This is a genomic window from Pseudomonas putida, assembly GCF_003228315.1.
Classification (GTDB): domain Bacteria; phylum Pseudomonadota; class Gammaproteobacteria; order Pseudomonadales; family Pseudomonadaceae; genus Aquipseudomonas; species Aquipseudomonas putida_S.
Map to the genome: position 1 here is coordinate 6,623,465 of NZ_CP029693.1, position 23,179 is coordinate 6,646,643.

A 23,179-nucleotide genomic window follows, 5' to 3' on the forward strand; every position below is an offset into this window, starting at 1 on the left:
ATGCGGGGCTCTGTAGGAAATGGCCTGCCCGAGCAGGCCATTTACCTGTCAGAAGGCGACCTTGACGCCAAGCATCCCATCGTAGCCATGGCTGTCGCCGTCGAAGGCTTGTCTGTACCCGGTCGATACCGTGAAGGTCGTGCGGGCATTGGCCTGGTAGTCGATGCCCACGTTCACTTCGCCCCAGGTGCCGCTGATGTCCGCTTCAAAGGGCACGAAGCCGTTCTGCGAGGAGAATTCGGTTTTCGGTTGCCCCTTGAACTCATGCCACACGCTGGGGCGGACCCAGGCGTTGGTGCGGCGTACGGTGTTGTCCGAACCTGTCGTCTCCCAGTCTTTTGCAATGCGCACCCCCAGCCGGCCGATCAGCGAGTCCACATCCTCGAAGCGCACGTCGGCGGCCAGGTCGTGGCTGTCATCCAGGTCGACCGAGCTGTAGATCAGTTGCGCCTGGGGTTCGACAAACAGATCCTTCCTCATTTCAAACGGATAACCGGCTTCCACTGACGCGGTGTAGCCCCAGCCGTCGGTCTTCAGCTTGTTGATGTTGGTCGGTTTGGCCTCGATATCGAAGTGGTGCAGTTGCAGGACGCCATCGAGGTACCAGCCGGCCTGTCCGAAGTGTGTCCAGTACGCTCCCAGGCTGTAGGCACGCAACGTATCGTCGCCGGCATTGTTGCCGGTGTAGTGTTTGACCCCGCCGTCGATGTTGCCCACCGCCAACGACACACCGGCCTGCTCATGACTGCCGTCGGGTCTGGTATCACGGTACAGATCCACACCGACCTGGAAGGCGGACAGGTCGTAGTTGTAGCCGGGGGTATTGCCCAGAATGCTCTTTGAGCCGTCCTGTTCGCCGCTTCGATAAATCATCCGGCCCCAGCCCAGCGAAGGGCCGTAGGTCTGTTCGTCATTGGCCGGCCGAGGCTCTCCCTGATTCAAGCGCTCTTCGCCGACCCGCTCATGCAGGGTGTCGACGAGGGTACGGGTGTAGACCAGCGCCAGGGCTGGCACGGCGGTGTAGAGCGACGTCTGCGGGCGAAAATTGGGCACGGGTGCAGGCACGGGATCAGGTGGTGAAGGGGCAGGGGGCGAGGGATCAGGTGGCACGGGATCAATCGTCGAGCGAAGGTACCAGGCCTGATCGTTGCTGCCGTCCACGCTGGAGCGATGCAAGGTGTACTCGAAAGGACCCGCGTAGGCGGGACCGGCCAGGGTAAAGGTGCCGGCCGATGTGCTGGCGCCATTGATTGCATCGACGACCTTGATGCCATTGCCCACCGTCACCGCACCGAGTCCTCCCACATTGGTGACCTGCAGCGAGGCCGTGCCGCTGGTCGCCGCGTGGTTGAGCACCAGCACGTCGGTGTCCTGCACGACAGCGTCGTTGAGGCGCGTGTTGAACAGTATTCGACTGCCTGGATTGAAGGTCGCACTGGCACTGTCGATCGTGAACGTTGCGCGGGTGACGGGCTGGCGGCCGGCGATATCGAGGGTTGAATTGCTGCCTAAGGTGAACTGGTCGGCACGCACCGTTCCCGCGACGCCACCGGCCAACGTGGTGCCGGAACCGAGCACGAAGCTGCTCGGCGCGGTGCCTGAGACATCGGTCGCACGTGCCCCATAGATCGCTTGATTGGCCACCTCGAATGTACCGGCCTGCACCTGCGTGTCACCGTAGACCTGCGACCAGCGATCGACCTCGGCGCTGTAGCGGGAGGCATCGAATGACAGCAGGCCGTCGCCAGTCTTCAAGACAGTCACCAGGCCATTGGCCGCGTTGCTCTGCACCGGGTCGAAGAAGGTAATCGTCCGACCAGCGCCAGCATTGAAGGTTGTGGTGGATGCGCCGCCGCTGTTGTTCAGGTAGATCGCGTTGGCCTGTGGGTCGACGTGGCTGTTGCCCGAAAAACTGATGTCCCCACCCGTCGCGTTCAGCGTGACGTCGCTACCGCCCCAGATCGCGCCGCCTTTGCCGCCGGCACTGTTGCCGCTGAACACGGTTGCGCTGCCTGCGTCGAGGGTAACGGTGCCAGTCGCGGAAATCGCGCCGCCATTGCTGGCGGCGGTGTTGTTCGTGAAGGAGACAGTGCCACCGGCAGGCGCGAGATTCACATTGCCGCCGGCCGCGTTGATCGCACCTCCTGCGCCACTGCCGGCAACGTTGCTGTCCATGGTGACTGCGCCGTTGACGGTCACATCGCCAGCCACGGCGTTGATGCCGCCGCCGATACCGGCAACGTTGCGATTGGCGCTGAGGTTTCCATTCACCGTGACGCCACCAGCCTGCGCATTGATCGCGCCGCCGGTTCCATTGGCCAGTGAGGTATTGCCGTCAGCCGTCAAATTGCCGTTGATCGTCACGGCGTTGTTGGAATAGATGCCGCCACCGTTCGCCGAGGCGGTGTTATCGGACAAGGTGATGGCGGTGCCGTTGAGCGTTGTCGTGCCAAAGACCCGAACACCACCGCCGAACGCCACCGACCCCACGAACAGGCTGCCGTCGGGATTGAAACCGGCCCTGTTGCCGGTAATCGTCACCACAGAGCTGCTGTTACCCAGGACGACGCTGCCGTTGGAGATAATCCCGCCGCCGCTCCACGACCCCCGGTTGTTGGTGATGGACACATTGCCGCTGGTCGTCGCCAGGCTGACGTTGCTGGCTGCGGTCGTGGCGGCAATCGCACCGCCATTGCCCTGGCCGTTGAACACGCTGGCGGCGACATTGTTGTCCAGGCTTACGTTGCCGGTGACGAGCACGGCGCCTGTCGTAAAGATGGCGCCCCCGGAGGTGGCCCCGAGGTTGTTGTTGGCGGTGAGTGTTCCGTTCACGGTGACGCCGCCCGTGCCGGCATTGATGAAACCGCCGTTGCCCCCGGTCAGTGTGTTGTTGGTGGCCGTCACATTGCCCGTGGCGTTCACCCCGAGCGACGCAATCGCCCCGCCATTGGAGGTCGCCTTGTTGTTGGCGAAGAGGATGCTGTTGCCGGTCAATGTCGTGGTGCCGACGGTATTGGAAATCGCGCCCCCGCTGGAAGTGCCGGGAACCTGCGCGCCGCCGGGCGTGAAGCCCGCCGAGTTGCCGGTTATCACCAGCGTGCTTCCTGCGGCGCCCAGCGAGACATTGCCCGCGCCGGCACCGGCGGCGAAGATCGCACCACCGTTGGAGGATGACAGGTTGTTGGTCAGGGTCACGCTGCCACCGGCCGTCGCCAGCCGCACGTTGCCGTTCGCGGCCCGAATGGCGCCACCGGGGCCGGCACCCGCTCCGGTGATTGAATTGGTTGCGGTGGTGATATTGGCGTTCAAGGTCGCGTTGCCGCTGACCACGATATCGCCGGAGCCGGCATAGATCGCACCACCACCTTTTACCGTGGTGTTGGGCGCCACTGAACCGCTGGTGTTGTTATTGGCGACCAGGCCGCCGTTGACGGTTATTCCTCCCGCAGTCACCGCGACCGCGCCGCCGTTGCCATTGGTCGCGGCATTGTTACTGACTGAAAGATCCCCGTTGACGGTCAGCGCGCCCGTCAGGGAAATGGCCCCGCCCGTGACCTCATTGCCCCCGACAAAGGTGACATTGCTCAGATTGAGTGTTGAAGCGCCACCGGAAAAGAATCCGAAGTGACCGGCGCCGTCATTCATCGTGACGATGCTGCCGCCGGCAACGCCGTTGATGGTCAGCCCTGGCGGGCCTGTGGGCAGTGCCTTGGCGAATGAAACAGCGGCACCGTTGGACAGAAAGGCATTGCCTTGCAGGTCCCAGATGCTGCCGTTGACCGGTGTCAGGCTATTGAGGTTGGTGTTGTCCGGCACAGTCTGCGCCAGCACCGGAACGGTCGCTGATGGAAGAATCAGCGCGGCCAGGAGCGTAAAAGTGGAGGGGCGTCTGGAGATTATTTGATGCTTATTCATGGTGGCATCCTGTCCAACGCAATGATGAGCATAGAGATGAAGAGCCCATTGTTCTTCATGGATCCAAAAGCATCATTCAGGATGGTACATAAGTTGAAATACTGCCAATTAATGGCCGTCAAACAGGGTATTGGATGGGTTCGGCTTGAGTGCGTGGCGGGCTCAAAAGATCGCAGCCTTCGGCAGCTCCTGCAGGGGGATGTGTGTTCTGTAGGAAGTAGTGTGGGCTGCCGTAGTCTTATTCCACTGCGTTGAAAGCCTCGTGGTATTGCACGATGCCTGCTGGCACATCACCGTTGAAGGACAGCGCCTGGAAATATTCCTGAGGAACGCCAGGCAGCTCCAATCCGGTATTCGCCTTGAAACCAAAGCGACCGTAGTAGCCAGGATCACCCAGCAACACACAGCCCGCCGCACCCTTGCCCTGCAACTGGGCCAGCGCCGCTTTCATCAAGGCTGATCCGATCCCCTGACCCTGGTGTTCCGGCGCCACGGATATGGGCCCGAGTCCGTACCATCCCGTTGCACCGCCAGACACGCTGACGGGGGAGATGGCAACGTGGCCGATGATTTCACCGTTCTCCACTGCAACCAGAGAAACCGTCAGTTGCCCGGCGCGGCGCAGGGCGTCGACGATGAAATGTTCGGTGTGGCTGGTGTGTTCTGCGTGTTTAAACGCAGCGGCAGTCAGTGTGGCGATGGGTTGGATGTCTTCGGGTTGTTCGTTGCGGATGGTCAAATTCATGGGGTGTTTTTTCTCTGGTGTCCTGCGTGTTGCTTGATTATCAGAGGCGGATCAGTCCCGTTTAACTCGGGAGATGCCTTCGACAATGGTTGAGTACTTCTTGTAATTCTTCAACTCGTCCTCGCTGATGGTAACCCCCAATCGCCGTTGCACCAGCTTGTGATAACCGCGTATGGCTTTCGCCTTGTGATAGGTATCGAACAGGATGCTCGCCCTGCCTTTGATACGGGAAAGATGGATCTGCCGGGCGGCCAGTTTCAGCAGTTCACCGATGGACAGTTTCGGGCTTATGTCCAGTTCAAAAGCACCGTCCTTTGACTGCCCGGAGATTTCAACGCCAAGGATTTCCGCGATGATTGCGCTGTCGATGCGCTTGGACGAGATCTTGTTCAAGGCCCCGATGACTTCATGCATGTGATGTTTCTTGAGGCTTTCCAGTTCATCCAGGGACAGGTTCGCCGGGTTTTTAAGCACATTCTGGTACTCGCGATACTTTGTGCGGAATGACGCGAACTCTTCGCGAAGCGAGAGTATTTGCGCGTAGATGGAAGTGGCACTGCCATCGGATCGGTCCAGGACCAACGCCACTATCGGGGGGATTGCCATGGCGCTGTTGTATCCATCTGCAATAAGCCCTCGGGTGTCTTTATCAAACTTTTCCGAGACGAATCGATAAAGGCGGGCGGCCACATTGTTATGGGCGATGGAATTACTCATGAGCACGATGGGACTTTCCACGGCATCACCGACATAGTCCGCTTTCAATTCGTTGACCATTGCCGCCCGCGCCATGATCTTGGCCATGTTTTCCCAGTCCGTGTAACGCCCCCCGTCATTGCCGTCGTTGGCATCTTCACGCGCTTGGTCGAAGTCGCTGCCGGAGGCATAACGCTGCCAGTCATTCAGGCGCTGTTGGGTGAAAAAGAGATTGCTTCTCTGGGACTGTTCATACAGCGAATCCACAAAGGCAGCGCCATGGAACGCGTAATAAAAAGCTGAACTCAGTACTTGTTCCCGGGACGCATGTGCGTAGGAGGGCACACGGCAAATCATTTGGATTTTTTCCCGCCACTCGTTCTCGACTTTCTCCCTCAATGGCTTGCCTTCAGCCCATCGATCTTCGGGTGACAGGTTCAATACTCCAGCGCCGTGCAGAAACTCCCACATGGCCGAATCACTGACCGACTTGCCGCCAGTGTCTGCGAACGGCAAGTACCAGAGGCGTTCATACAGCACCGAGGCTTCGATCAAGGAAAAGAACGAAAGCAGGCAGGACAGCGTGCTTTTACCGTCAATCGCCCGGGAGGCATTGTTCAGGAGCCTGGGGCTGAGCACTGCATCGCCAAAGAGCGGGTCAGTCATGGCACGCCTCGTCCAGAGTCAGGGGAGAAGCCAGGCCCGAAGAATTTCAGCTACGGGCCCTGTTCAGCAAAAGCATAGTCGCCATGTCGCTGCGCAAGCGCTTACACCCTGTAGACCGCTAGTGCCTTGGAACGCGTCGACGATCGAAAGGGCTGTCGCCAAACATGGGAATTGGCTGCGCAACGCTGACAGGCGCAGGCGCCACCGTTGGCGCCTCCCAGCTCGATGACTGAAAACTCATGTTCTTCAGAATCCGGTTCCCACTCAGTTCGTGCTTTGCCACCGCCAGCAGATGCAACAACACCAACCCACCCAACATCTCGGTACTGTCCCGATGGGCCGCATGGAAGTCGTGCAGCCACTGGGGATTGGTGATCAGTGGCGGCAAGCTGGGCAATCCGAACACGCTGATCGGGCGGTCCATCATCAGTACGCCGGTCAGCAACACCATCGCTGTTATCAGGTAGATCAGGTTATGAACAAAAGTCGCTAATAACTCACCCGGCCCGGCGGGGTATTTGCGTAGATGATTGATGCGCAAAATCGCACGCAACACAAAGAAGGGAATGAACAATGTCGTCATCGAAATATTGAGAGCCGTTATCAAAGACTTTATATCGGGCGAAGCCTTGAATAACGCGACGTAAGAGCCCGTGCATAAAGACCAGAGAATAATGAAAGCCGACAGCCAATGCAGTGCAACTTGTGCCTTAGTGTATTTACTGTGACTCATGACGGTTTCCTCAAACTTGATTGAGAGGGATTGTTATTCATGCCGTCCTGTAGTCGATGTCCTCCCGAGAACTTATGTAACTCCCTGAACTGTCAACTTTGTGGACGGGACAAGCTTGCTTGGCAATAACTAAGCCAAACAGTAGTGATGACTCACAAGCCTTTGAGTCGGGAGCTTTAGTCGTTATTAGCTGCGATTGGGGCAGGCATATGGTTGGGGACTTTCCCCATTGTTGGGAGGGGATTACGCCGATTTCGGTTGGATCCGAAGTTGGTATATATCGGATTGAAAAGATCGCAGCCTGCGGCAGCTCCTACATTGGGATGGCGTACACCCTGTAGGAGCTGCCGAAGGCTGCGATCTTTTTGGGGACTATGCCGGCTCAGTTAGCGGCCAGCACTCTGGCCGCCATCGACGTGCAGGATTTCTCCGGTGATGAACTCCGCCGAATCCAGAAACACGATGGCGCTGGCGACTTCGCTCGGTTCGCCCATGCGGCCCAGCGGGTGCAGGGCGCCGAGCATTTCGAAGTATTCCTCTTTATGCATCGGCGTCTTCATGACGCCCGGTGCAACGGCGTTGATGCGGATACCTTTGCTGGCGTATTCGATCGCCAGCGCCTTGGTGACGTAGTTCAGGCCACCTTTGGTCAGCGCCGCCAACGCGGTGTGCGCACCGCTGATGCCGTTGTCCACGCTGCCGGTGACGGTCACCACATGGCCGTTGCCATGCTTTTCCATTTCGGCGATGGCCAGTTGGGTGATGTGGTAGAAGCCCGCCACGTTCACGTTCAAGACGGCGTTGAAGTCTTCGAGGGTGTGCTCGGTGAACGGCTTGCCGATGTAAATGCCGGCGTTGTTCACCAGCGTGTCGACTCGGCCGAATCGCGTCAGCGCTTCGTCGATGACACGTCGCGCAGTGTCCGGGTCGCCGATATCGCCCGGCACTGTGTGGATGCTCGGATCTTGCGATGGCTTGATCGAACGGGACGTGGCGACGACATGGTAATCAAGCTTGCGGAACGCCTTTACGATCTCTGCACCCATGCCTTGTGACGCACCGGTAACGATCACAACCTTTTGTGATGCACTCATGTCGTTGACTCCAGAAAAGTAGTGTTTGGCCGGGTTGCCGGACTGACGGTCCCGGCCAGCGAGTTGTAGGCCCACGGACAAAGTGTGGCCCTGGCCCCAGTCTAAAGATCTGGCCGAAGGTGTCGTTTGTGCATTGGGAAGGGCTGTCGATACATGGGTATGAGCGGCTTAGTGCTCAAGTATGTGTGGCGGCACCGAGCATTGCGGAATGTAGGAAATTTCGCAGAAAAAATAAGCACGGCCTGACATCTAACCGCTTGCCCGAGTCATAAGCTGCGGTTTCCGAACTGATCAAGACACTGAAATGGACGAAAAACTGCAGCAGCAATTCGATACGTTGGCCGATGCAATCAAGCAGAAACTGATCGCTACCCTGGATATGAAAATCGACTTGATTTCGTGCTCTCCGCTCGACGAGTTGGAGTACCGCATTACCAGACAGCTGATCGATATGGGCATTACCGCGAAGGCGTTGAGCGTCTGCGAAGCGCTGTACTTCCGTGACCGTCTGGAAGCTGCATACGTTATGTCGGAGGACAATAAGCATTGATGGTGGGGAGGCCTGCGACGCCTGATCGATCGCGTCGCCCTCACGCCCATCGCGAGCAGGCTCGCTCCCACAGTTTTCCAGGGCGTTCACACAGATTGCGGACATCCACAAACCCCCTGTGGGAGCGAGCCTGTTCGCGATGGACGTTAACGATGACGCGTTCATCCAGATACCCCGCGTCATCGTTGAACACCATCGCGAGCAGGCTCGCTCCTACATTTTGTGCCCGGCGTGATGGTGCGCATCGTCGTGTGTGTCCTGCGCCACCGGCTCCTCAGGCCGCAGCCTTTCGGTTTCTTCCGCCAGATAGGTGAGCAGGGCGTTGATCTCGATATCCCCCAGACGCAGGTTGGGCATCGCCAGGCTGTTGTATTGCGCGTACAGCTGCATCGCCAGCGCATCTTTCTCGGCCAGCATCTGGTCGGGTTCCTTGATCCAGCGTTTGAGCCATTGCGGGTCGCGCTGGCGGGTGACGCCGACCAGGTCCGGGCCGATGCTGCGCATGCCGGCGTTCTGGGTGTCGCCCAGGGTGTGGCAGGACGAGCAGCGGGTGCGGTAGATCTGCTCGCCGGCGCTTGGCGGGCGCAGGGTCGGGGCGCTGGCGTAATCGTGGGTGACGGTGGTGGGCTGTTTCCAGTTCTGCAGGGTTTTGCCCAGGCGGTCGGCGAGGATGTAGGGGTTCTCCATGGGTGAGGATTTCATCCAGCGGCCGGTGCTCTGGTTGCCGATGATCAGGCTCAGGTTGTGGTCCTTGTTGCGGCCGTTGTCGATGCCGTCGATGAACAGCCCCAGGCTCTTGCGCAGATTGGTGATGTCGTCCTTGTTGCCGGTGAGGAACTGCCAGCCGGGGCCGATCTTGAATTTATCCGCGTACTTCTTCAGGACTTCCGGGGTGTCGGTTTCCGGGTCGATGCTGATCGAGTAGAGAAAAATGTCCTTGCCGACCCGATCACCGAGCACCTTCTGCACCTGCAGCAAACGTGCGGTTTCCAGCGGGCAGGAGTCGGTGCAGGAGGTGAAGATGAAGTTGATCGCCACCACCTTATCCTTGATCAGGTCATCGAAGAAACGCACCTTCTGCCCGTCCTGATTGACCAGTTCGGTGTTGGGGAAATAGTCCTTGCCCCAGGGTGTACCGGTGTCGCTGTCTTCGGCCACTGCGACTGACCAGCCGGTGAGCCCCAAGGTGAAAAGGACCAGCAGGCGAAGCAGTTTGATCAACCGGGTCCAGTATGAAGTGATCATGATTGCGTCCTGTGCAGAGTACTGATGAAAGCCTTGCACGCCACCGGTACGGGCTGGCGTGCAAGGTGCTGCCGGTCAACGCACGGAAAGGGGCACCGTGACCGACTTGCCGGAGGAGGACTTGATCGTGACGGTCGGGGACGCCGCCGGCCCGTTGCCGGTGGTACTCGCCGAGATCCGCCAGCGCGCGCCGGTGCCCGTTGGCGTCATGGTCGCCGTGCCCAGCACCAGTGGCCCGCCGGTGGTGTTGGCGCTGATCGTCAGCACGGTGCCGGTCTGCGATGTGGTGCCCGCCAGGTCCCAGGTGTAGCGGTTGTTGCTGCGAACCGAGACGGTGGCGCTGGTCACTTGCAGGTCCTCGTTGCTGGTCGCCGCCGGTGCCACCGAAATGGTCACGGTGCCGGGCGGTACCGAGATCCCACCCTTGGCATCGCGTACCTCATAGGTGAAGGTGGCGACGCCCGACTCGGCGAGCGTGGCCGGCGGGGTGTAGATCACCCGGGTGCCGTCGGTGGTGACGGTACCCATGCCGGAATCCGGCTGGTTCAGGCCAACCACGGTGAGCGGCACGTTGTTGTCCGGGTCGCTGTCATTGGCCAACACGTTGATCGTGACAGGCACGCCTGCGGTGGTGCTGGCACTGTCAGGGCCGGCAATCGGCAGCTTGTTATCACTGTTGTCGTCACCATCGTCCCCGCCATCGTCATCATTGCCGCTGCCCTTGCCACCGGTACGGAAGGTCGGCAGTGCGGCGGTCGCGACGTATTCCACGCCATCCCAGCTCGGCAGCGGCGTAGGCATCAGCTCGAACTGGCCAGGGTGCTCGACGTCCCAGCGCAGCAACATCGACGAGTCTTCGTGCTGGGTGTTATGGCAGTGCTCCATGTAGGTCCCGGCAAATTCGCGGAAGCGGATCGCCATGGACACCTCGGTGGAACTGTCCACTTCCGGGCCGATCCGGTACACGTCCTTGCGGGCCCATTTTTCCCAGTCCGGCGGTGCCTTGCCGTCGCGGCTGAGGATCACGCCTTCCTCGAAGTGCACGTGCACCGGATGGCTCCAGCCATTGCCGCCGTTCTTGATGTTCCACACTTCCAGCGTGCCGTCGCCACTGAAGCCGGCGTCGGTCGGCCCGGTGGACAAGGACGCCGCTGCGGTGAGCTGGCGTGGGTCCATGCTGTACCCGAAGCCGCCGTCGGTCTTGATGGTCCAGGGCGCCAGGTCAGTGCCGTCGGAGCGACCGAAGGTGAACTCGCGATGGCGGGCGTCCTTGAGCTTGGCCTGCATGACCGCATCATCGCGGTTGATGGTCAGCGGTATCATCTTCTTGCCGGCCGGTTTGCCAGGCTTGGCCGGTTCATAGGCGACAGGGTCCATGCTCAAGTCCTGGCCCGAGTATTCCTTGACGATCAGTTGCAGGAACTTGCCCACCACCGGGTCACCCTTGTCCCACTGCGGTCCCTTGCTGCTTTGCTTGAGCACGGCCTTGTATTTCTCGGACAGGACATCGCCCAGCGGCACTTCCTCTTTCTCCGGCCCCTTGCCGGTCTTGTGTTCCATCAGGTTGACGAAGTACAGCTTGTCGCCGGTCTTGATCCCGTTTTTCGCGAAATTGATGATGATGTCGTAGCGTTCGGCAATGGCCTGGGTGGGCAGGATACCGTTGTTGTCCTTCAGGTCACCGTCGCCGTCCAGGTCCATGCTGCCGTCGAAGGGAATGGCGTGCTCCATGATGTTGCCGTCATTGCCGATCATGTGGAACGGCACCCGGGCATAGGACACACCCGAGCCCGACGGCCCGGGGAATTCGCCGCCGGTGCCCTTGATTTCCCGCACCACGGCCAGCTTCATGTAACGCGACACCGAGCCATTGAGAATGCGGAAGCGGTAGCTGCGGGCGCGTACGTTGAGGAATGGTTGGTATTGCCAGTTCACCAGCATCTGGTCACCGATGAAGCCGTCGGTGTTGAACGGGTTGAACCACAGTTGGCCGTTGGCATCCCAGGCCTTGTCGGCGACCACCAGGTTCACGTCGTAGTCGCGGTTACCCCAGGGCAGGGCGTTGCCGCTGGGAAGGCGCAGGTTGACGCCATCTTCGAAGGCCTCGTTGCCGCGATCGATGGCGCTGTAGTAGTTCATCATCACCGCGTTGCCCTTGTAGACGTTCTGCGCGGTGAAATCGAGCATGTGGTCGTGGAACCAGTGGGTGCTCATGGTTTCGCGCCAGTCGCCGCGAATCTTGATGCTGCCGTTTTCGCAGGTCTTTTTCGCCGGGGCCATGTCGTTGACCCAGAGGGTTTCGCCCGGCGAGCAGGGGAACGCCGCACGCGGGTCCTCGGCCTTGGTGTTGATGGTGTCGTAGCCGGCCAGTTGCACCGGCCAGCGATAGTCGTAGTACTGACCCGGGAAGAAAAAGGCGTTGGCATAACCATCGCTTTCGGCCGGACTGTGACCGTTGTGTTCGTGGGTGCTGATGGTATGCAGACCGAAGCCGTTGTTGGCGGCCGGGTCGATGGGCAGGGCGTTGTAGTGACGCATCAGCAGCGGTTGCCCGTAACGCACCATCAACAGTTTCGGCGGCAGGGTGCCGTCGAAGGTCCACACGGAGTTGTGGTTCTGGATCGGCATCTTCGGATGGATGCGAATGTCGATGCCCTTGGTCGTGCCTTTGGTGGTTGGAATGTCCGAGGTCTGATAGTAGAGCCCGCCAGGGCCGAATTCACCCTTGGTGTAGCCATGCATCTGTTTGCTGTCGCGCAGGCCAAGGTTTTGCCGCGCACCGGCTTGCACGGTCTTGAACGCCGCTTGTGGGTAGAACTCGTTCCAGCGCTGGTGCGACCAGCCTTTGCCGCCAGGTCGCCCTTCGGCGGGAGAGCCCACCGGGGCGCGGTTGAGGAAAGCTTCGATCTGCGCTTTCCAGGGGTTGCGGTCCAGCACGTTGGAATATTGAGTCGGGAACGGCGTCAGCCCGGGTTGGCGCAGGAAGGCTTCCAGCGCGGTGCCCGAGGGGCCGCTACGGGCGATGCTGTTGGGGTCCTGGCCGGGCATCGGGCCCACCGTCGGCACGGGGAAGGTCAGTTGCCCCGACGGTGTTTGCGGGTCGAGTTTCTCCGGGCCGAACTCTTCGAACAGGAGTATTTGCTGGGTAAAGGGTTCGGCGCCAAACAGCGGGCTGGGCTTGCCGTTGGTAGGGAAGTTGAACGAGGTCTGCAGCGCCGGCGGCAGGACGTTATCGGTCCGTGGCGTATCGCGGTTACCCTGGCCACCATTGGGCAGGGACAGCGAGCCGTGGTTGGCCTCCGGCATCGTGCGGATCTCCAGCAACGCCGCCGCAGGGTCGGCAGGCTGCGGGCGATAGTAGGAGGGGTCGGTGGGCGATGGCTGGCTCTCATCGTCTATCGGCGAGGCGCCGGCATCGGCTCCGCAGAGCGCCAGCAAGATCGCCGAAGCCATGTCCGGCCGCAGCAAACGTATGAATGGTCGGGTGGATAGATTGGGTTTCATCCTCTTGCCTCCCAGCGGGGTGTGGCGCCTGGCCAGACCCGCGTCGCGTTGATAGCACTGTGCCCTATAATTGGGCGGCAAGCAGGGACCATGCCAGTCGTCGCGGCGACCGGTAAACATGAAGAAAGTTTCATGGATCCAACATTCCGCGGACGATCGGGTCGTTCTGGTGGGGGCTGTCAAAGGGGAGAAAACTGGGGGATTCCCCCTGTTTTGGGGGGGATTGGGGCAATTGGCCCGGTGGGTTTTTCTAACCTGACTGTTTGCGCCACGTGCCGGGAGAAGTGCCGAACTGGCGTTTGAAGGCACGGCTGAACGCGGCTTCGGAATCGTAACCCACGGCGAAGCCGATTTGCGCCACGTTGCCCCGACCTTCACGCAGCTGTTGCGCCGCCACGTGCATGCGCCAGAGCGTCAGGTATTGCATGGGCGGTTGCCCGACCAGGGTAGTGAAGCGTTCGGCGAACACCGAGCGCGACATGCCCACTTCCACGGCCAGGCCTTCGGCCGTCCAATTGTCGGTTGGGCGGGCATGGAGCAGCGCCAGGGCGCGGCCGATCTGTGGGTCGCGCAAGCCCGCCAGCCAGCCACGGCGTTCGGCCGGGAGGCTGGCGACGTACTGGCTGACGGCTTCGACGAAGAGCAATTCCGAGAGCTTGGCGATGACCGTCGTCGAGCCGACCCGTCCCGCCGCGATCTCGCTGACGGCGAAGCGGAACGAGCTTTCGATCCAGGCCCCCGAGGGCGTTGCGCGCAGGTCCAGTTTCAACAAGGCCGGCAGCGACGACAGCAACGGGCTGAAGGGCGTGTCGCAACCGAGAAAGCCGCACAAAAGCTGCGTGGCCACCGCGCCGCCCCCACCGTACCTGATGCGAGAAATGCTGCCGACCGGCGGCGGCTGGATCACGTCCTTCACCGGCATCGGGGCGATGCCCAGGTCACTGCCGAACGCATGGGTGTCGTTGTGCGGCAGCAGCACCAGTTCGCCGGCCGCCACCTCGATGGTGGCCTGCCCCTCGACGCGTATTTGCATGTGACCGGTGGCGACGAAATGCGAAGCGATGACATGTCGCGGTGTCTGCTGGAAGGGCTTGCAATCCTCCTCGGACAGTCTGCCGTTGATGCACCAGGGCGCGGTGAGTTCCGCCTCGAGGAAGACCCCTCCAGACAGCCGAATCACACGCAAGACATCAGACAGCGCATCCAGCATTGGCCAGTTCTCCTTTCCGGAGCCCGGAGCAGGTAATCAGGCGTATCGATCATTCATCGAGAGCAGGGCGAGGCCTAGATTAGCACCAACGCGGAACCGGCGATCCCCAACACCTACTCGATGATCTATGGCTCCGACGTCAGCCCTGATGGGCCCATTACAACTCGACCAGTCAAGCAGGAGATCGATATGAACAGCATCGCGACCTTATCCGGATCAGCCGCCGGCAACGCCGCCCGTTATGCGCAAATGGTCAGGGCCTCGAAGAAATCCGAATGGCAGATCGACCGCGATCTGCTGCAAGACCGGCGCTTCGATTTCTCGCGCAAATTCCTCCCCGACGGACTGTCGCTGATCGACCGCCTGAGCTTTCTCACTTCGGACGAAGCGCTGCTGCTCAGCCAGATTCAAGGTCGCACCTACGCCTACCTCTTCGGCCTGGTCGAACGCTTCATCAGCGCCAAGATGCTCGATCAGGGCCGGGCCCATGTGTTTGACGATCAACTCGCCCTCGAAGCGCTGGTGCGTTTCTCCAACGACGAGATCAAGCACCAGGAGCTGTTCCGGCGGATGGAAACGATGATCGGCGCGCACCTGCCGGCGGGCTATCGCCAGGTCGCCGATCCCAACGAGGTGGCGCGGGCGGTGCTGGCGTCCAGCGGTTGGGCGGTGCTGGCGCTGACCTGCCACATCGAACTGTTCGTGCAGACGCACTACAGCCAAAGCATCGCCCCGCGAGAGGAGCTGTGCCTGCTGTTCAAGGACGTCTTCAAATTCCACTGGAAGGACGAAAGCCGGCACGTCGTACTCGATGAACTGGAGTGGAAAGCGGAACACGCGAAGCTCTCGGCGGCCGAGCGCGACCAGGCGGTGGATGACCTGATTGCGTTGGTGGCAGCCGTCGACGGCATCCTTCAGGCGCAGTCGTCAGCGGATGCCGGGTACTTCATCGGCAACGTTTCGCGGCCGTTCAGTCCCGATGAGGCCGCGCAAATCCACGCCGGCGTACTGCGCGCCTATCGCTGGCAATACATCATCTCGGGGGTGCAGCATCCGCACTTCGGCAAGCTGCTGACGAGCATGACAACGCCGGCACAGATGGCTCGGATCCAAGTTGCGCTGGCGCCCATCATGAGCCATTGATCGAGCCGGCTGCCGGTCGGATGTACGACGGATGAGCGGCGTCATCCAAGGTTCCCTGCTATTAATCTATGGGTGCACGAATGCAATTCCTTTCGGGAGCAACCCATGAGTCCATCCATTCGCATCGGCATTGTCGACGATCACCCGCTGTTGCGGGAGGGCGTTGCCAATTCCTTGAAAAGACGCCCGGATCTGCAGGTGGTGGAGCAGGGCGCCAGTGCGGACGACGCAAGGGACATCGCGCAACGGGTGCGTCCGGATGTGATGTTGATGGACGTCAACATGCCGGGCGATGTGTTCGCCTCGGTGCGCTTCATTTCCTCCCAGCTGGAGGGCGTGAAGGTGATGATGCTGACGGTTTCGGAATCGGAAAACGATGCCCTGCTGGCGCTGGAGGCCGGCGCCAGCGGCTATGTGTTGAAGGGGGTCAGCGGTCCGCAATTGGTCGAGGCGATCAGGGCGGTGGCCAGGGGTGAGACATTCATTTCTTCCGAGCTTGCCGACAAACTGCAAAGCAACAGCAAGAAGCACGAAGCGGATGTCCAGAAGTTCGATCTGACCCCGCGCGAAGAGGAGGTGATTCGTGAAGTCTCAAAGGGGCTTACCAACAGGGAAGTGGCGACAAAGCTGCTGATCAGTGAAAAAACCGTCAAGCACCACATGGGCTGCGTGATGCAAAAGCTCAATGCCCGCAATCGCGTCGAAGCGGTCACGGTGCTGCGGCATTACTGGGAGCACGAAGCGCTCGAGCGCCTTCGCTTTGGTGCCGGGGATGCCCCCGTGGAAACCCGCGGCGACTGACTAAAGCCGGAACTGCGCATTGACCGACGTGCCCGAGGCACTGGAGTCGATGCTGAACAATCCGCCCAGAGACTCCACGCGATAACGCAAGCCGGCGAGCCCCAGGCGGCTTCTGCCGGTAGTGTCGAGCTGCAAGGCGTCCGCCGCCATGCCGGGACCACTGTCCTTGACGCTGATGTTCAATATGCCGTTGACAAATTTGGCCTGGATAACCTGGCCCTCGCCATTGGCATGCCGGAAGGCGTTGTTGAGGACTTCCTGGACAAAGCGGTATAGGCAGAGCTTGAGCGGCATCGAGGTGACCTGCGGCAATGGCCCCAGGTTCAGGGTGACCCGGGTGCCAGTGCGCTGCTCGTGCCGTTGCGCAACCAGTTCCAGTTGTTCCACCAGACTCAAGTCGTTGATTTCCGGCAGGGCCAGGCCGCGCGACAAATCCCGGACTTCACGCAAGGCATCGGTGGCGGCGCCACGAATGGTTTCCATCGACTCCTGATCCACCGCCGTGCAGTTCTCGGCCAGGTCATCGAGACGGATCAGAATCAGCGTCAACAGCTGCGCCGGCCCGTCGTGCAGATCCGCTCCGATACGTCGCAAGGTGAGTTCGTTGACCCGGGAAAACTCCTGGGTCGCCGTGGCCATCTTGCGCTGCAGTTCGGCATTACTGATGTGCAGGCGGGTTTGTTCCTGCAACCGCATGCGCAGTGCCACTTGCTGGCGCTGGATGATCTTGTCGCCACGGCGCACGATGAAAAACAGCAGCGTCAGCATCGCCAGCGTGGCGGCACCGACCACCGCCCATACCTCCTGGCGGACGCGATTGATCTCCAGCTTCAGGCTATCGGCCTTTTCATAGAATTCGCCCACCGCAATGACCTTGCTCGAGCCGGTATCGCGCAGGGGCGCATAGATCTCATACAGCGGCAGGTTGAGCTTGCGCTCCCACTCGTTCTCTTGCTCGGTCGGGTCATTAAGGTCGGTGACCACTTTGCCCTTGAGCGCCTCGCTGATCTCGTCCAGCGGGAATTGTTGGTTGGTAATGGCTTTGTTGGTGCTGTAGACCACCGTGCCATCGGCCCGCCAGATTTTGATCGAGACAATGTGCTGTTTCAGCGAATGGCTTTGGGTGAGACGGTCCAGGGACAGGATACTGGCATCCGAAAGGTTGTTGTCGCGACTCATCTCCTGCACATAGGGTTCCAGAAACGTCCCCATGTACTGAGCGCCCGCGGCCGCTGCGCTGTTCACCGCGGCGTTTTCGATGCGCTCGCTCACCAGGTTGCCGACGAACAACATGGTCAGCCCCAGGATCACCGCGGCGGCGATCACGAACTGGGTCGAGTTGCTGAGCTGGCGCGCCCAGATACGCGTGCCCCAGATGCCATTGCGATCCCCGTCGACAGCAGGGGCGGGTTCGAATGGCGTCTCGGTCTCCTGCGCGATCAACGTCGCGTTTTTTGAATCTATCTTTGCGTCGTTTGCCATCGAATGGGTTCCCTGATCATCGGGGCGGGCCGGTTGGAAAACCGTCACTTCGTGCAGCAAGTGTAGGCCGATTAACGGGTTGGCAGCAGGTGAGGACCTCATGGTGTCCGAGCAGATTTGGCCAGGGTCTGCCCGCGCAATTCGACCATAGGCGTAACGGCGCCCCCAGACGCCTTCAAAATCGCTGCAAGGCAGACAGCGCCTGTGTTTCAGGGCGGTATTTCAAGAACTGAAATGCCCCATTGCCAAAGCTGTGCATTCTGCGCTCAAACGTCGGGTCGGATAATCGGCGCAATGGCAAAACTGCCAGAACCCCGTCATCCAGATACATCCGCAGGTACTGAACATGCCCACTCGAATCCTCGCCCTCGCATCGCTTCTGACCACGTCCTTGCTGGCCCCCGCCGCCTTCGCCGGCTCTGAGCCGAGTGCCGATACCACGGTCATCGTCCCCGTGACAGCGATGCACTTTTACCAAAACAAGGAAGGCCTGACGATTGCCAATGGTTGGGGTGACCCGGCCACCGGCGCGCACAGCAACTTCATCAAAATGCAAGGCAACACCGCCAGCCCGCTGCATACCCACAGCTACAGCTACTACGGTGTGGTGATCAACGGTGTCGTGGCCAACGAGCCGACCGCCACCGGCGCCGATCATCCGCTGGCCGCGGGTTCGTACTGGTATCAGAAAGGCGGCGAGCCCCATGTCACCAAGTGCATTTCGCAAACCGAATGCCTGTTCTTCGTGACCTCCAAAGGTCCGTTCGATTTCGCAAAAACCAAATAAGCCTCCCGTAAACCGTGAGGCCGCTTACGCATGAGCCTTGCCGCAAGAACTCATTGATCGAGGTTTGAATGCAGCAATCTGTTGATCGCGCGCAGAGCCCGCTTTTGCGCGAAATAAAAGTGGGTGCCTATCGTTTGCGCAATCGGGTGGTGATGTCGCCGATGTCCCGTGGGCGCGCCAGCCCTGATGACATGCCCACGGCGCTGATGACCGAGTACTACGGTCAACGGGCAGGGGCGGGGCTAATCATTACCGAGTCGGCGCAGGTTTCCCGCCAGGGCAAGGGCTACCGCAACTCGCCGGGCATTTACACCCATGAGCAAATGCTCGCCTGGCAAGGGATCGTCCAGCGCGTGCATCAGGGCGGCAGCATCATCTTCATGCAGCTGTGGCACTGCGGCAGGAGTTCCCATCCGGATCTTCAGGAGAACGCCGAACGGCCGGTGGCACCATCGGCCATACGCCCCGACGTCGAGGTCCAGACCGACACTGGCCTTAAGGCCGTGCCTGTGCCGCGCGCTCTGGAAACCGATGAAATCCCGCAGATCATCGAGCAGTACTATCAGGCCGCCCTGAAGGCAAAGGCCGCCGGGTTCGATGGCATCGAAGTTCATGCCGGCAACGGATTTTTGCTCGATCAGTTTCTGCGCGATGGCACCAACCAGCGAACCGACCGTTATGGCGGCTGCGTGGAAAACCGTTGTCGCCTGTTGCTGGAAATTGTCCAGGTGCTGATCCCGGTGTGGGGTGCCGACAAAATCGGCGTGCGGTTTTCTCCGCAATCCACCTACGGCGATATCCGCGACAGCGATCCCGAGGCGCTCTATACCCATGCAGTCAGGGAGTTGGACCGATTCGGCCTGGCCTACCTGCATTTTGCCGAGGGTGAGTTGCTGTCGAGTCGAGAGGTTCCCGGCCTGGACTTCCGGAAAATGCGTGCGCTGTTCAATGGTCCGGTCATCGGCAACAACGGCTATGACTTCGGCCAGGCCAATGAGGCGCTGAGCGGCGGCAAGTTGGACATGGTTGCGTTCGCCCGGCTGTTTGCCGCCAACCCGGATCTGGTCGAGCGGTTCCGCCTGGGGGCCGGGCTGAACGAGCTGGACATGAACACGCTGCAGTCCGGACAGGCAACGGGCTACACGGACTATCCGACCTTGGCGGCCGTTTCATCACCCCGGTGAGACACGGCTTTATCTATCTTTCTTGCACATTCGGGTTTGCTCACATGCTCGCAGCACTGTTTGAATTCAAGGCCAAATCCAATCGGGAAATTCTGTCCGATCTGGCCAAATCGGGTCTGGATGCCAGCCATCCCGACGGCCTGACCGCCATCCGCACGATGAACCACACCCATGTCGTCGATCAGATCTTCCGGGCGCACCTGACGGGCACGACACACCGTTACGCGGCGGCCAATACGCCTGAAACGCCGGCGCTGGCCGATCTCGCGACGCATATCAGTGAACTGGATGCCTGGTACATCGAGTACGCCGCTTCGCTGACCGCCGCCCAGCTTCAGGAACAGATCGTCTTCACCTTCACCGATGGCAAGCCGGGGCGCATGAGCCGGGAGGAAATGCTGCTCCATGTCATTACCCATGGCGCCTACCACCGGGGAGCGGTGGGCCTGATTCTGTTCAGGCAAGGCACGACGCCACCGGCGGAAACCTTCACGCGTTATCTGCACGAAGCCGAGCCAGCGCGGCGTCAGTGATTCGGGTTTGATCCTGACTTTGCATACAGGCGCCAGACCTGTGGGAGCGAGCTTGCTCGCGATGGCGGCGTATCAGGCACCCTTGCTGTTGAATGTGCCGGCCACATCGCGAGCAGGCTCGCTCCCACAGGTTCTCCGGTGAACACAAAATCTGTGTACACCTCAGAACCTGTGGGAGCGTGGCTTGCCCGCGATAGCGGTGGGTCAGGCAATGAAGATGCTGAAGCTGCCGGCCTCATCGCGGGCAAGCCCGCTCCCACAGGGATTGGCGGTGATCTCGGTTTTTTTGTTCGCTGAAGATCAAAACTGTGGGAGCGTGGCTTGCCCGCGATAGCGGTGGGTCAGGCAATGAAGATGTTGAAGCTGCCGGCCTCATCGCGAGCAAGCTCGCTCCCACAAGGAAACGCATACCCCTGTAGGAGCGAGCCTGCTCGCGATGGTCGTCAACGATAACGCGGGCTTTCTGGATGCCCGCGTTGTCTGGGCATCCATCGCGAGCATGCTCGCTCCTACAGGGGATGCGTCGAGAACTCAGCGTTTGCTGAAGGCCAGTCGGGCCGCAAACAGTACGAAGATCAGGCCCGTGGTGCGGTCCATCCATTTGATCACCGGCTCACGTCGCAGGACGCTGGCCAGAGGTTGGGTCGCGCCGATCAGGGTCGTGGACCAGAGCAGGCCGAGCACCACGTGAATGCTGACCAGGCCGAAAGTCCAGACGATCAGGTTGTGCCCCTGGGGAATGAACTGCGGGAGGAAGGAGACGTAGAAAATCCCGACCTTGGGGTTGAGCACGTTGCCCATCATGCCCTTGAAGAACCAGTTGGCGTTCGGCCTGGCATCGGCTTCGACGGGGGAGAGTGAGCGCCGTGGACGCAGCAGCATGTTCAAGCCGAGCCAGGCCAGGTAGCCGGCGCCGCAGTATTTCAACAGGTTGAACGCCAGCTCCGAGACCGCAATCAACGCGCCCAGGCCGAAGGCGACAGCGGCGCCCCACAGCAGGCAACCGGCATTGATACCCAGCGCTGCGCGAAACGCCTGTCGCCGGCCTTCGACCGTTGCGGTTCGCAGGACCAGCGCGGTGTCCAGGCCGGGTGTCAGGGTCAGTACCGTGGCGGCGAAGGTGAAGGCGAGAAGACTGTCGAGGCTGGACATGGGTTGTGACTTCCACGTGAGGATGGCCGCACGTTAACACATGCCCGAGCACAGTCACGACGCCTCTGCGACGCGATCGCGACTACGCCGATTTGCGCAGTACGTTGTTCTTTCTTTCGACCACCTTGAAGGTCAGGCGCATCATCGTCCCCGTTCGTTCATGGCTGCTCAGGCTGGCCTCGCCACCAAAGCTTTCCATGATCTGCTTGACCATGATCAACCCGATGCCAAGCCTGCCGTCCTTGGTCGTGTAGAAGGATTTGAAGGCCATCAGTTCCTGCTGCCGGGTCATGCCATCCCCGGTGTCATAGACGTTCAGATGCAGCCATTGCTGGGTTTCGTCCAGGGTGGGCTCGATGGTCAAAGTCCCTCCCGTCGGCATGGCTTCGATCGCATGGGCGATCAGGCTGTTGAGGATCTGCGAGAGCAACAGCGGATTGCTGACCACCCGGGGCGTCGGTTCGTTGCTGAACACCACCTGGATACCCGACTGGCCCAGCTGCGTGCTGAAGCTGCTCAGCGTGGCCTGTGCCACCACCATCGGCTCCACCAGTTCGGCCTCGCCACGAATCGGGCGCAGGCACAGCAGCAGTTCATGCACCCACTTCGACATCCGGTCGACCTGGCTGACGATATCGGCGATGTTCTTGCGCGCCGGCTGGCCTTCCATTTCATCGGCAAGTTCCGCACTGGAGCGGATGCAGGCCAGCGGATTACGCAAACTGTGGGCCACCGCCGTGGACATCTCGATCAGCCCGGCATAGGTCTTGTTGGCCACCAGTTGCGCCTCCTGCGATTCCAGCTGCGCCGAGGCACGGCGAACGATCCAGTACAGCCCGAAATACAGCAGCACCCCGCCCAGTGCGGTGGACAGCCAGATGATCCAGTGGCCACGGTCGAGCCTTTCCATCAGGTCGGAGGGCTCCTTGTAGATTTCCACCATCACCAGCGTGTTGCCCAGGTCATCCAGCAGCGGGATGTAGCTCTCGATGAAGAACGCTTTCGGCGGATGCAAAAACTGCTGTTCGGGGCGGGCCTCGTCGGCTGCGCTGTACTTGGTGGACACCCGGTCCCTGGCGTGGAAGGCCGCTTCGAGCGCCTCGTCGTCGAGAAATTGCTTGCCGATCAAATTGGGATTGGTCGACCAGATCACGCTCCGTTGCGGGGAGTAGAGGCTGATCAGCAGCGAGTCCGGAAAGTCGGCAAGGTGGCCGAGGAACTCGGCGCGCGCCCGTTGCCGGTTTTGCGACATCTCTGGCGTGAGCATGGCGTAGGAGGTGGTCGCCAGCACATCGCCCATTTGCATGCCGGTCAGGCCGTGGTGGCGGATCTCGCCGGTGGCGATGGTCTGGATGAACTGCGCTGAGAGCAGTGCATCGCGCTCCAGGCTTTCGATCATCAGGTATTGGGTTGAGACCGTGCCCAGGCCAACGGCGATGATGCTGACGAGGAAGAAGCTGATCAGCGAAAACCAGCGCAGAAGGTTGAAAGGCCGGGTGGGCGCGATGGCGTCACCGGCTTCATGAGGCAGGCGATTGAACAGTGCTGAAATGGCAAGCATGGGGAATATCCTGTAGGTGTTTCATTTCCCTGTGCAGCAAGCTGAACTTCTACATCGAGCCTGAAGTAAGTACAGCATTGTTCATGCCAAACCGGCGGGCCAGAGCCATCAACGATTTAGAGCATTCGGGCCGCGGAGCAGCAGCTTTGAACCGGGCCCGAAAAGCCAAATGCGGGGC

General features: G+C 60.6%; 17 protein-coding genes. 6 read left to right on the forward strand and 11 right to left on the reverse strand.

Annotated features, from left to right (window positions below; all coding sequences use genetic code 11):
• Nucleotides 1-48 precede the first annotated feature (48 nt).
• The 5 genes from DKY63_RS31160 to DKY63_RS31185 form a co-directional block, all read right to left on the reverse strand.
• The gene (locus tag DKY63_RS31160) at nt 49-3,915 is read right to left on the reverse strand and encodes an autotransporter outer membrane beta-barrel domain-containing protein (protein WP_110967649.1); all 3,867 of its coding nucleotides are present in this window, start codon (nt 3,913-3,915) and stop codon (nt 49-51) included.
• A 238-nt stretch (nt 3,916-4,153) separates the two neighbouring features.
• Entirely contained in the window at nt 4,154-4,660 is a 507-nt protein-coding gene (locus DKY63_RS31170; RefSeq protein ID WP_110967651.1) for a GNAT family N-acetyltransferase, read from the reverse strand.
• Nucleotides 4,661-4,711: 51 nt separating this feature from the next.
• Entirely contained in the window at nt 4,712-6,022 is a 1,311-nt protein-coding gene (locus DKY63_RS31175; RefSeq protein WP_110967652.1) for a hypothetical protein, read from the reverse strand.
• Between the two features lie 118 nt (nt 6,023-6,140).
• A complete protein-coding gene (locus tag DKY63_RS31180) occupies nt 6,141-6,755 on the reverse strand; it encodes a cytochrome b (RefSeq protein WP_110967653.1) in 615 nt (204 codons plus the stop codon).
• A 386-nt stretch (nt 6,756-7,141) separates the two neighbouring features.
• Entirely contained in the window at nt 7,142-7,849 is a 708-nt protein-coding gene (locus DKY63_RS31185; RefSeq protein WP_110967654.1) for an SDR family NAD(P)-dependent oxidoreductase, read from the reverse strand.
• A 304-nt stretch (nt 7,850-8,153) separates the two neighbouring features.
• Between DKY63_RS31185 and DKY63_RS31190 the strand changes: the two genes are divergently transcribed.
• Nucleotides 8,154-8,399 (forward strand): hypothetical protein, encoded by a 246-nt coding sequence (locus DKY63_RS31190; protein ID WP_110967655.1) that lies wholly within the window; start codon nt 8,154-8,156, stop codon nt 8,397-8,399.
• Nucleotides 8,400-8,612: 213 nt separating this feature from the next.
• On the opposite strand, the gene DKY63_RS31195 is transcribed toward DKY63_RS31190, so the two are convergent.
• The 3 genes from DKY63_RS31195 to DKY63_RS31205 form a co-directional block, all read right to left on the reverse strand.
• Nucleotides 8,613-9,644, reverse strand: coding sequence for an SCO family protein (locus tag DKY63_RS31195; RefSeq protein ID WP_110967656.1), 1,032 nt, complete (start codon nt 9,642-9,644; stop codon nt 8,613-8,615).
• A 75-nt stretch (nt 9,645-9,719) separates the two neighbouring features.
• Nucleotides 9,720-13,097, reverse strand: a complete 3,378-nt coding sequence (locus DKY63_RS31200; RefSeq protein ID WP_239499430.1) for an Ig-like domain-containing protein — start codon at nt 13,095-13,097, stop codon at nt 9,720-9,722.
• A 301-nt stretch (nt 13,098-13,398) separates the two neighbouring features.
• Complete coding sequence (locus DKY63_RS31205) at nt 13,399-14,358, reverse strand: AraC family transcriptional regulator (RefSeq protein WP_110967658.1); 960 nt, start codon at nt 14,356-14,358, stop codon at nt 13,399-13,401.
• A 189-nt stretch (nt 14,359-14,547) separates the two neighbouring features.
• Here DKY63_RS31205 and DKY63_RS31210 point away from each other — a divergent pair, with 189 nt between their 5' ends.
• On the forward strand, nt 14,548-15,501 hold the full coding sequence (locus DKY63_RS31210; RefSeq protein WP_110967659.1) for a diiron oxygenase: 954 nt from the start codon (nt 14,548-14,550) through the stop codon (nt 15,499-15,501).
• A 105-nt stretch (nt 15,502-15,606) separates the two neighbouring features.
• Complete coding sequence (locus DKY63_RS31215) at nt 15,607-16,302, forward strand: response regulator (RefSeq protein ID WP_110967660.1); 696 nt, start codon at nt 15,607-15,609, stop codon at nt 16,300-16,302.
• On the opposite strand, the gene DKY63_RS31220 is transcribed toward DKY63_RS31215, so the two are convergent.
• Entirely contained in the window at nt 16,303-17,784 is a 1,482-nt protein-coding gene (locus DKY63_RS31220; RefSeq protein ID WP_110967661.1) for a sensor histidine kinase, read from the reverse strand.
• Nucleotides 17,785-18,130: 346 nt separating this feature from the next.
• Between DKY63_RS31220 and DKY63_RS31225 the strand changes: the two genes are divergently transcribed.
• The 3 genes from DKY63_RS31225 to DKY63_RS31235 all read left to right on the forward strand — a co-directional run bounded on the left by DKY63_RS31225 (nt 18,131) and on the right by DKY63_RS31235 (nt 20,288).
• Nucleotides 18,131-18,571, forward strand: a complete 441-nt coding sequence (locus tag DKY63_RS31225; RefSeq protein WP_110967662.1) for a DUF4437 domain-containing protein — start codon at nt 18,131-18,133, stop codon at nt 18,569-18,571.
• A 68-nt stretch (nt 18,572-18,639) separates the two neighbouring features.
• Nucleotides 18,640-19,755, forward strand: a complete 1,116-nt coding sequence (locus DKY63_RS31230; protein WP_110967663.1) for an alkene reductase — start codon at nt 18,640-18,642, stop codon at nt 19,753-19,755.
• A gap of 44 nt (nt 19,756-19,799) precedes the next feature.
• On the forward strand, nt 19,800-20,288 hold the full coding sequence (locus DKY63_RS31235; RefSeq protein ID WP_110967664.1) for a DinB family protein: 489 nt from the start codon (nt 19,800-19,802) through the stop codon (nt 20,286-20,288).
• A gap of 531 nt (nt 20,289-20,819) precedes the next feature.
• Here the strand turns inward: DKY63_RS31235 and DKY63_RS31240 are convergent.
• Both DKY63_RS31240 and DKY63_RS31245 read right to left on the reverse strand, forming a co-directional pair.
• Entirely contained in the window at nt 20,820-21,440 is a 621-nt protein-coding gene (locus DKY63_RS31240) for a LysE family translocator (RefSeq protein ID WP_110967665.1), read from the reverse strand.
• An 82-nt stretch (nt 21,441-21,522) separates the two neighbouring features.
• Nucleotides 21,523-23,001, reverse strand: a complete 1,479-nt coding sequence (locus tag DKY63_RS31245; protein WP_110967666.1) for a sensor histidine kinase — start codon at nt 22,999-23,001, stop codon at nt 21,523-21,525.
• Between the last annotated feature and the right edge of the window lie 178 nt (nt 23,002-23,179).

Excerpts from the sequence above, each read along its gene's own strand:
- DKY63_RS31160 (WP_110967649.1), bottom strand. The coding sequence starts at position 3,915 with ATGAATAAGCATCAAATAATCTCCAGACGCCCCTCCACTTTTACGCTC.
- DKY63_RS31170 (WP_110967651.1), bottom strand. The coding sequence starts at position 4,660 with ATGAATTTGACCATCCGCAACGAACAACCCGAAGACATCCAACCCATC.
- DKY63_RS31175 (WP_110967652.1), bottom strand. The coding sequence starts at position 6,022 with ATGACTGACCCGCTCTTTGGCGATGCAGTGCTCAGCCCCAGGCTCCTG.
- DKY63_RS31180 (WP_110967653.1), bottom strand. The coding sequence starts at position 6,755 with ATGAGTCACAGTAAATACACTAAGGCACAAGTTGCACTGCATTGGCTG.
- DKY63_RS31185 (WP_110967654.1), bottom strand. The coding sequence starts at position 7,849 with ATGAGTGCATCACAAAAGGTTGTGATCGTTACCGGTGCGTCACAAGGC.
- DKY63_RS31190 (WP_110967655.1), top strand. The coding sequence starts at position 8,154 with ATGGACGAAAAACTGCAGCAGCAATTCGATACGTTGGCCGATGCAATC.
- DKY63_RS31195 (WP_110967656.1), bottom strand. The coding sequence starts at position 9,644 with ATGATCACTTCATACTGGACCCGGTTGATCAAACTGCTTCGCCTGCTG.
- DKY63_RS31200 (WP_239499430.1), bottom strand. The coding sequence starts at position 13,097 with ATGGCTTCGGCGATCTTGCTGGCGCTCTGCGGAGCCGATGCCGGCGCC.
- DKY63_RS31205 (WP_110967658.1), bottom strand. The coding sequence starts at position 14,358 with ATGCTGGATGCGCTGTCTGATGTCTTGCGTGTGATTCGGCTGTCTGGA.
- DKY63_RS31210 (WP_110967659.1), top strand. The coding sequence starts at position 14,548 with ATGAACAGCATCGCGACCTTATCCGGATCAGCCGCCGGCAACGCCGCC.
- DKY63_RS31215 (WP_110967660.1), top strand. The coding sequence starts at position 15,607 with ATGAGTCCATCCATTCGCATCGGCATTGTCGACGATCACCCGCTGTTG.
- DKY63_RS31220 (WP_110967661.1), bottom strand. The coding sequence starts at position 17,784 with ATGGCAAACGACGCAAAGATAGATTCAAAAAACGCGACGTTGATCGCG.
- DKY63_RS31225 (WP_110967662.1), top strand. The coding sequence starts at position 18,131 with ATGCCCACTCGAATCCTCGCCCTCGCATCGCTTCTGACCACGTCCTTG.
- DKY63_RS31230 (WP_110967663.1), top strand. The coding sequence starts at position 18,640 with ATGCAGCAATCTGTTGATCGCGCGCAGAGCCCGCTTTTGCGCGAAATA.
- DKY63_RS31235 (WP_110967664.1), top strand. The coding sequence starts at position 19,800 with ATGCTCGCAGCACTGTTTGAATTCAAGGCCAAATCCAATCGGGAAATT.
- DKY63_RS31240 (WP_110967665.1), bottom strand. The coding sequence starts at position 21,440 with ATGTCCAGCCTCGACAGTCTTCTCGCCTTCACCTTCGCCGCCACGGTA.
- DKY63_RS31245 (WP_110967666.1), bottom strand. The coding sequence starts at position 23,001 with ATGCTTGCCATTTCAGCACTGTTCAATCGCCTGCCTCATGAAGCCGGT.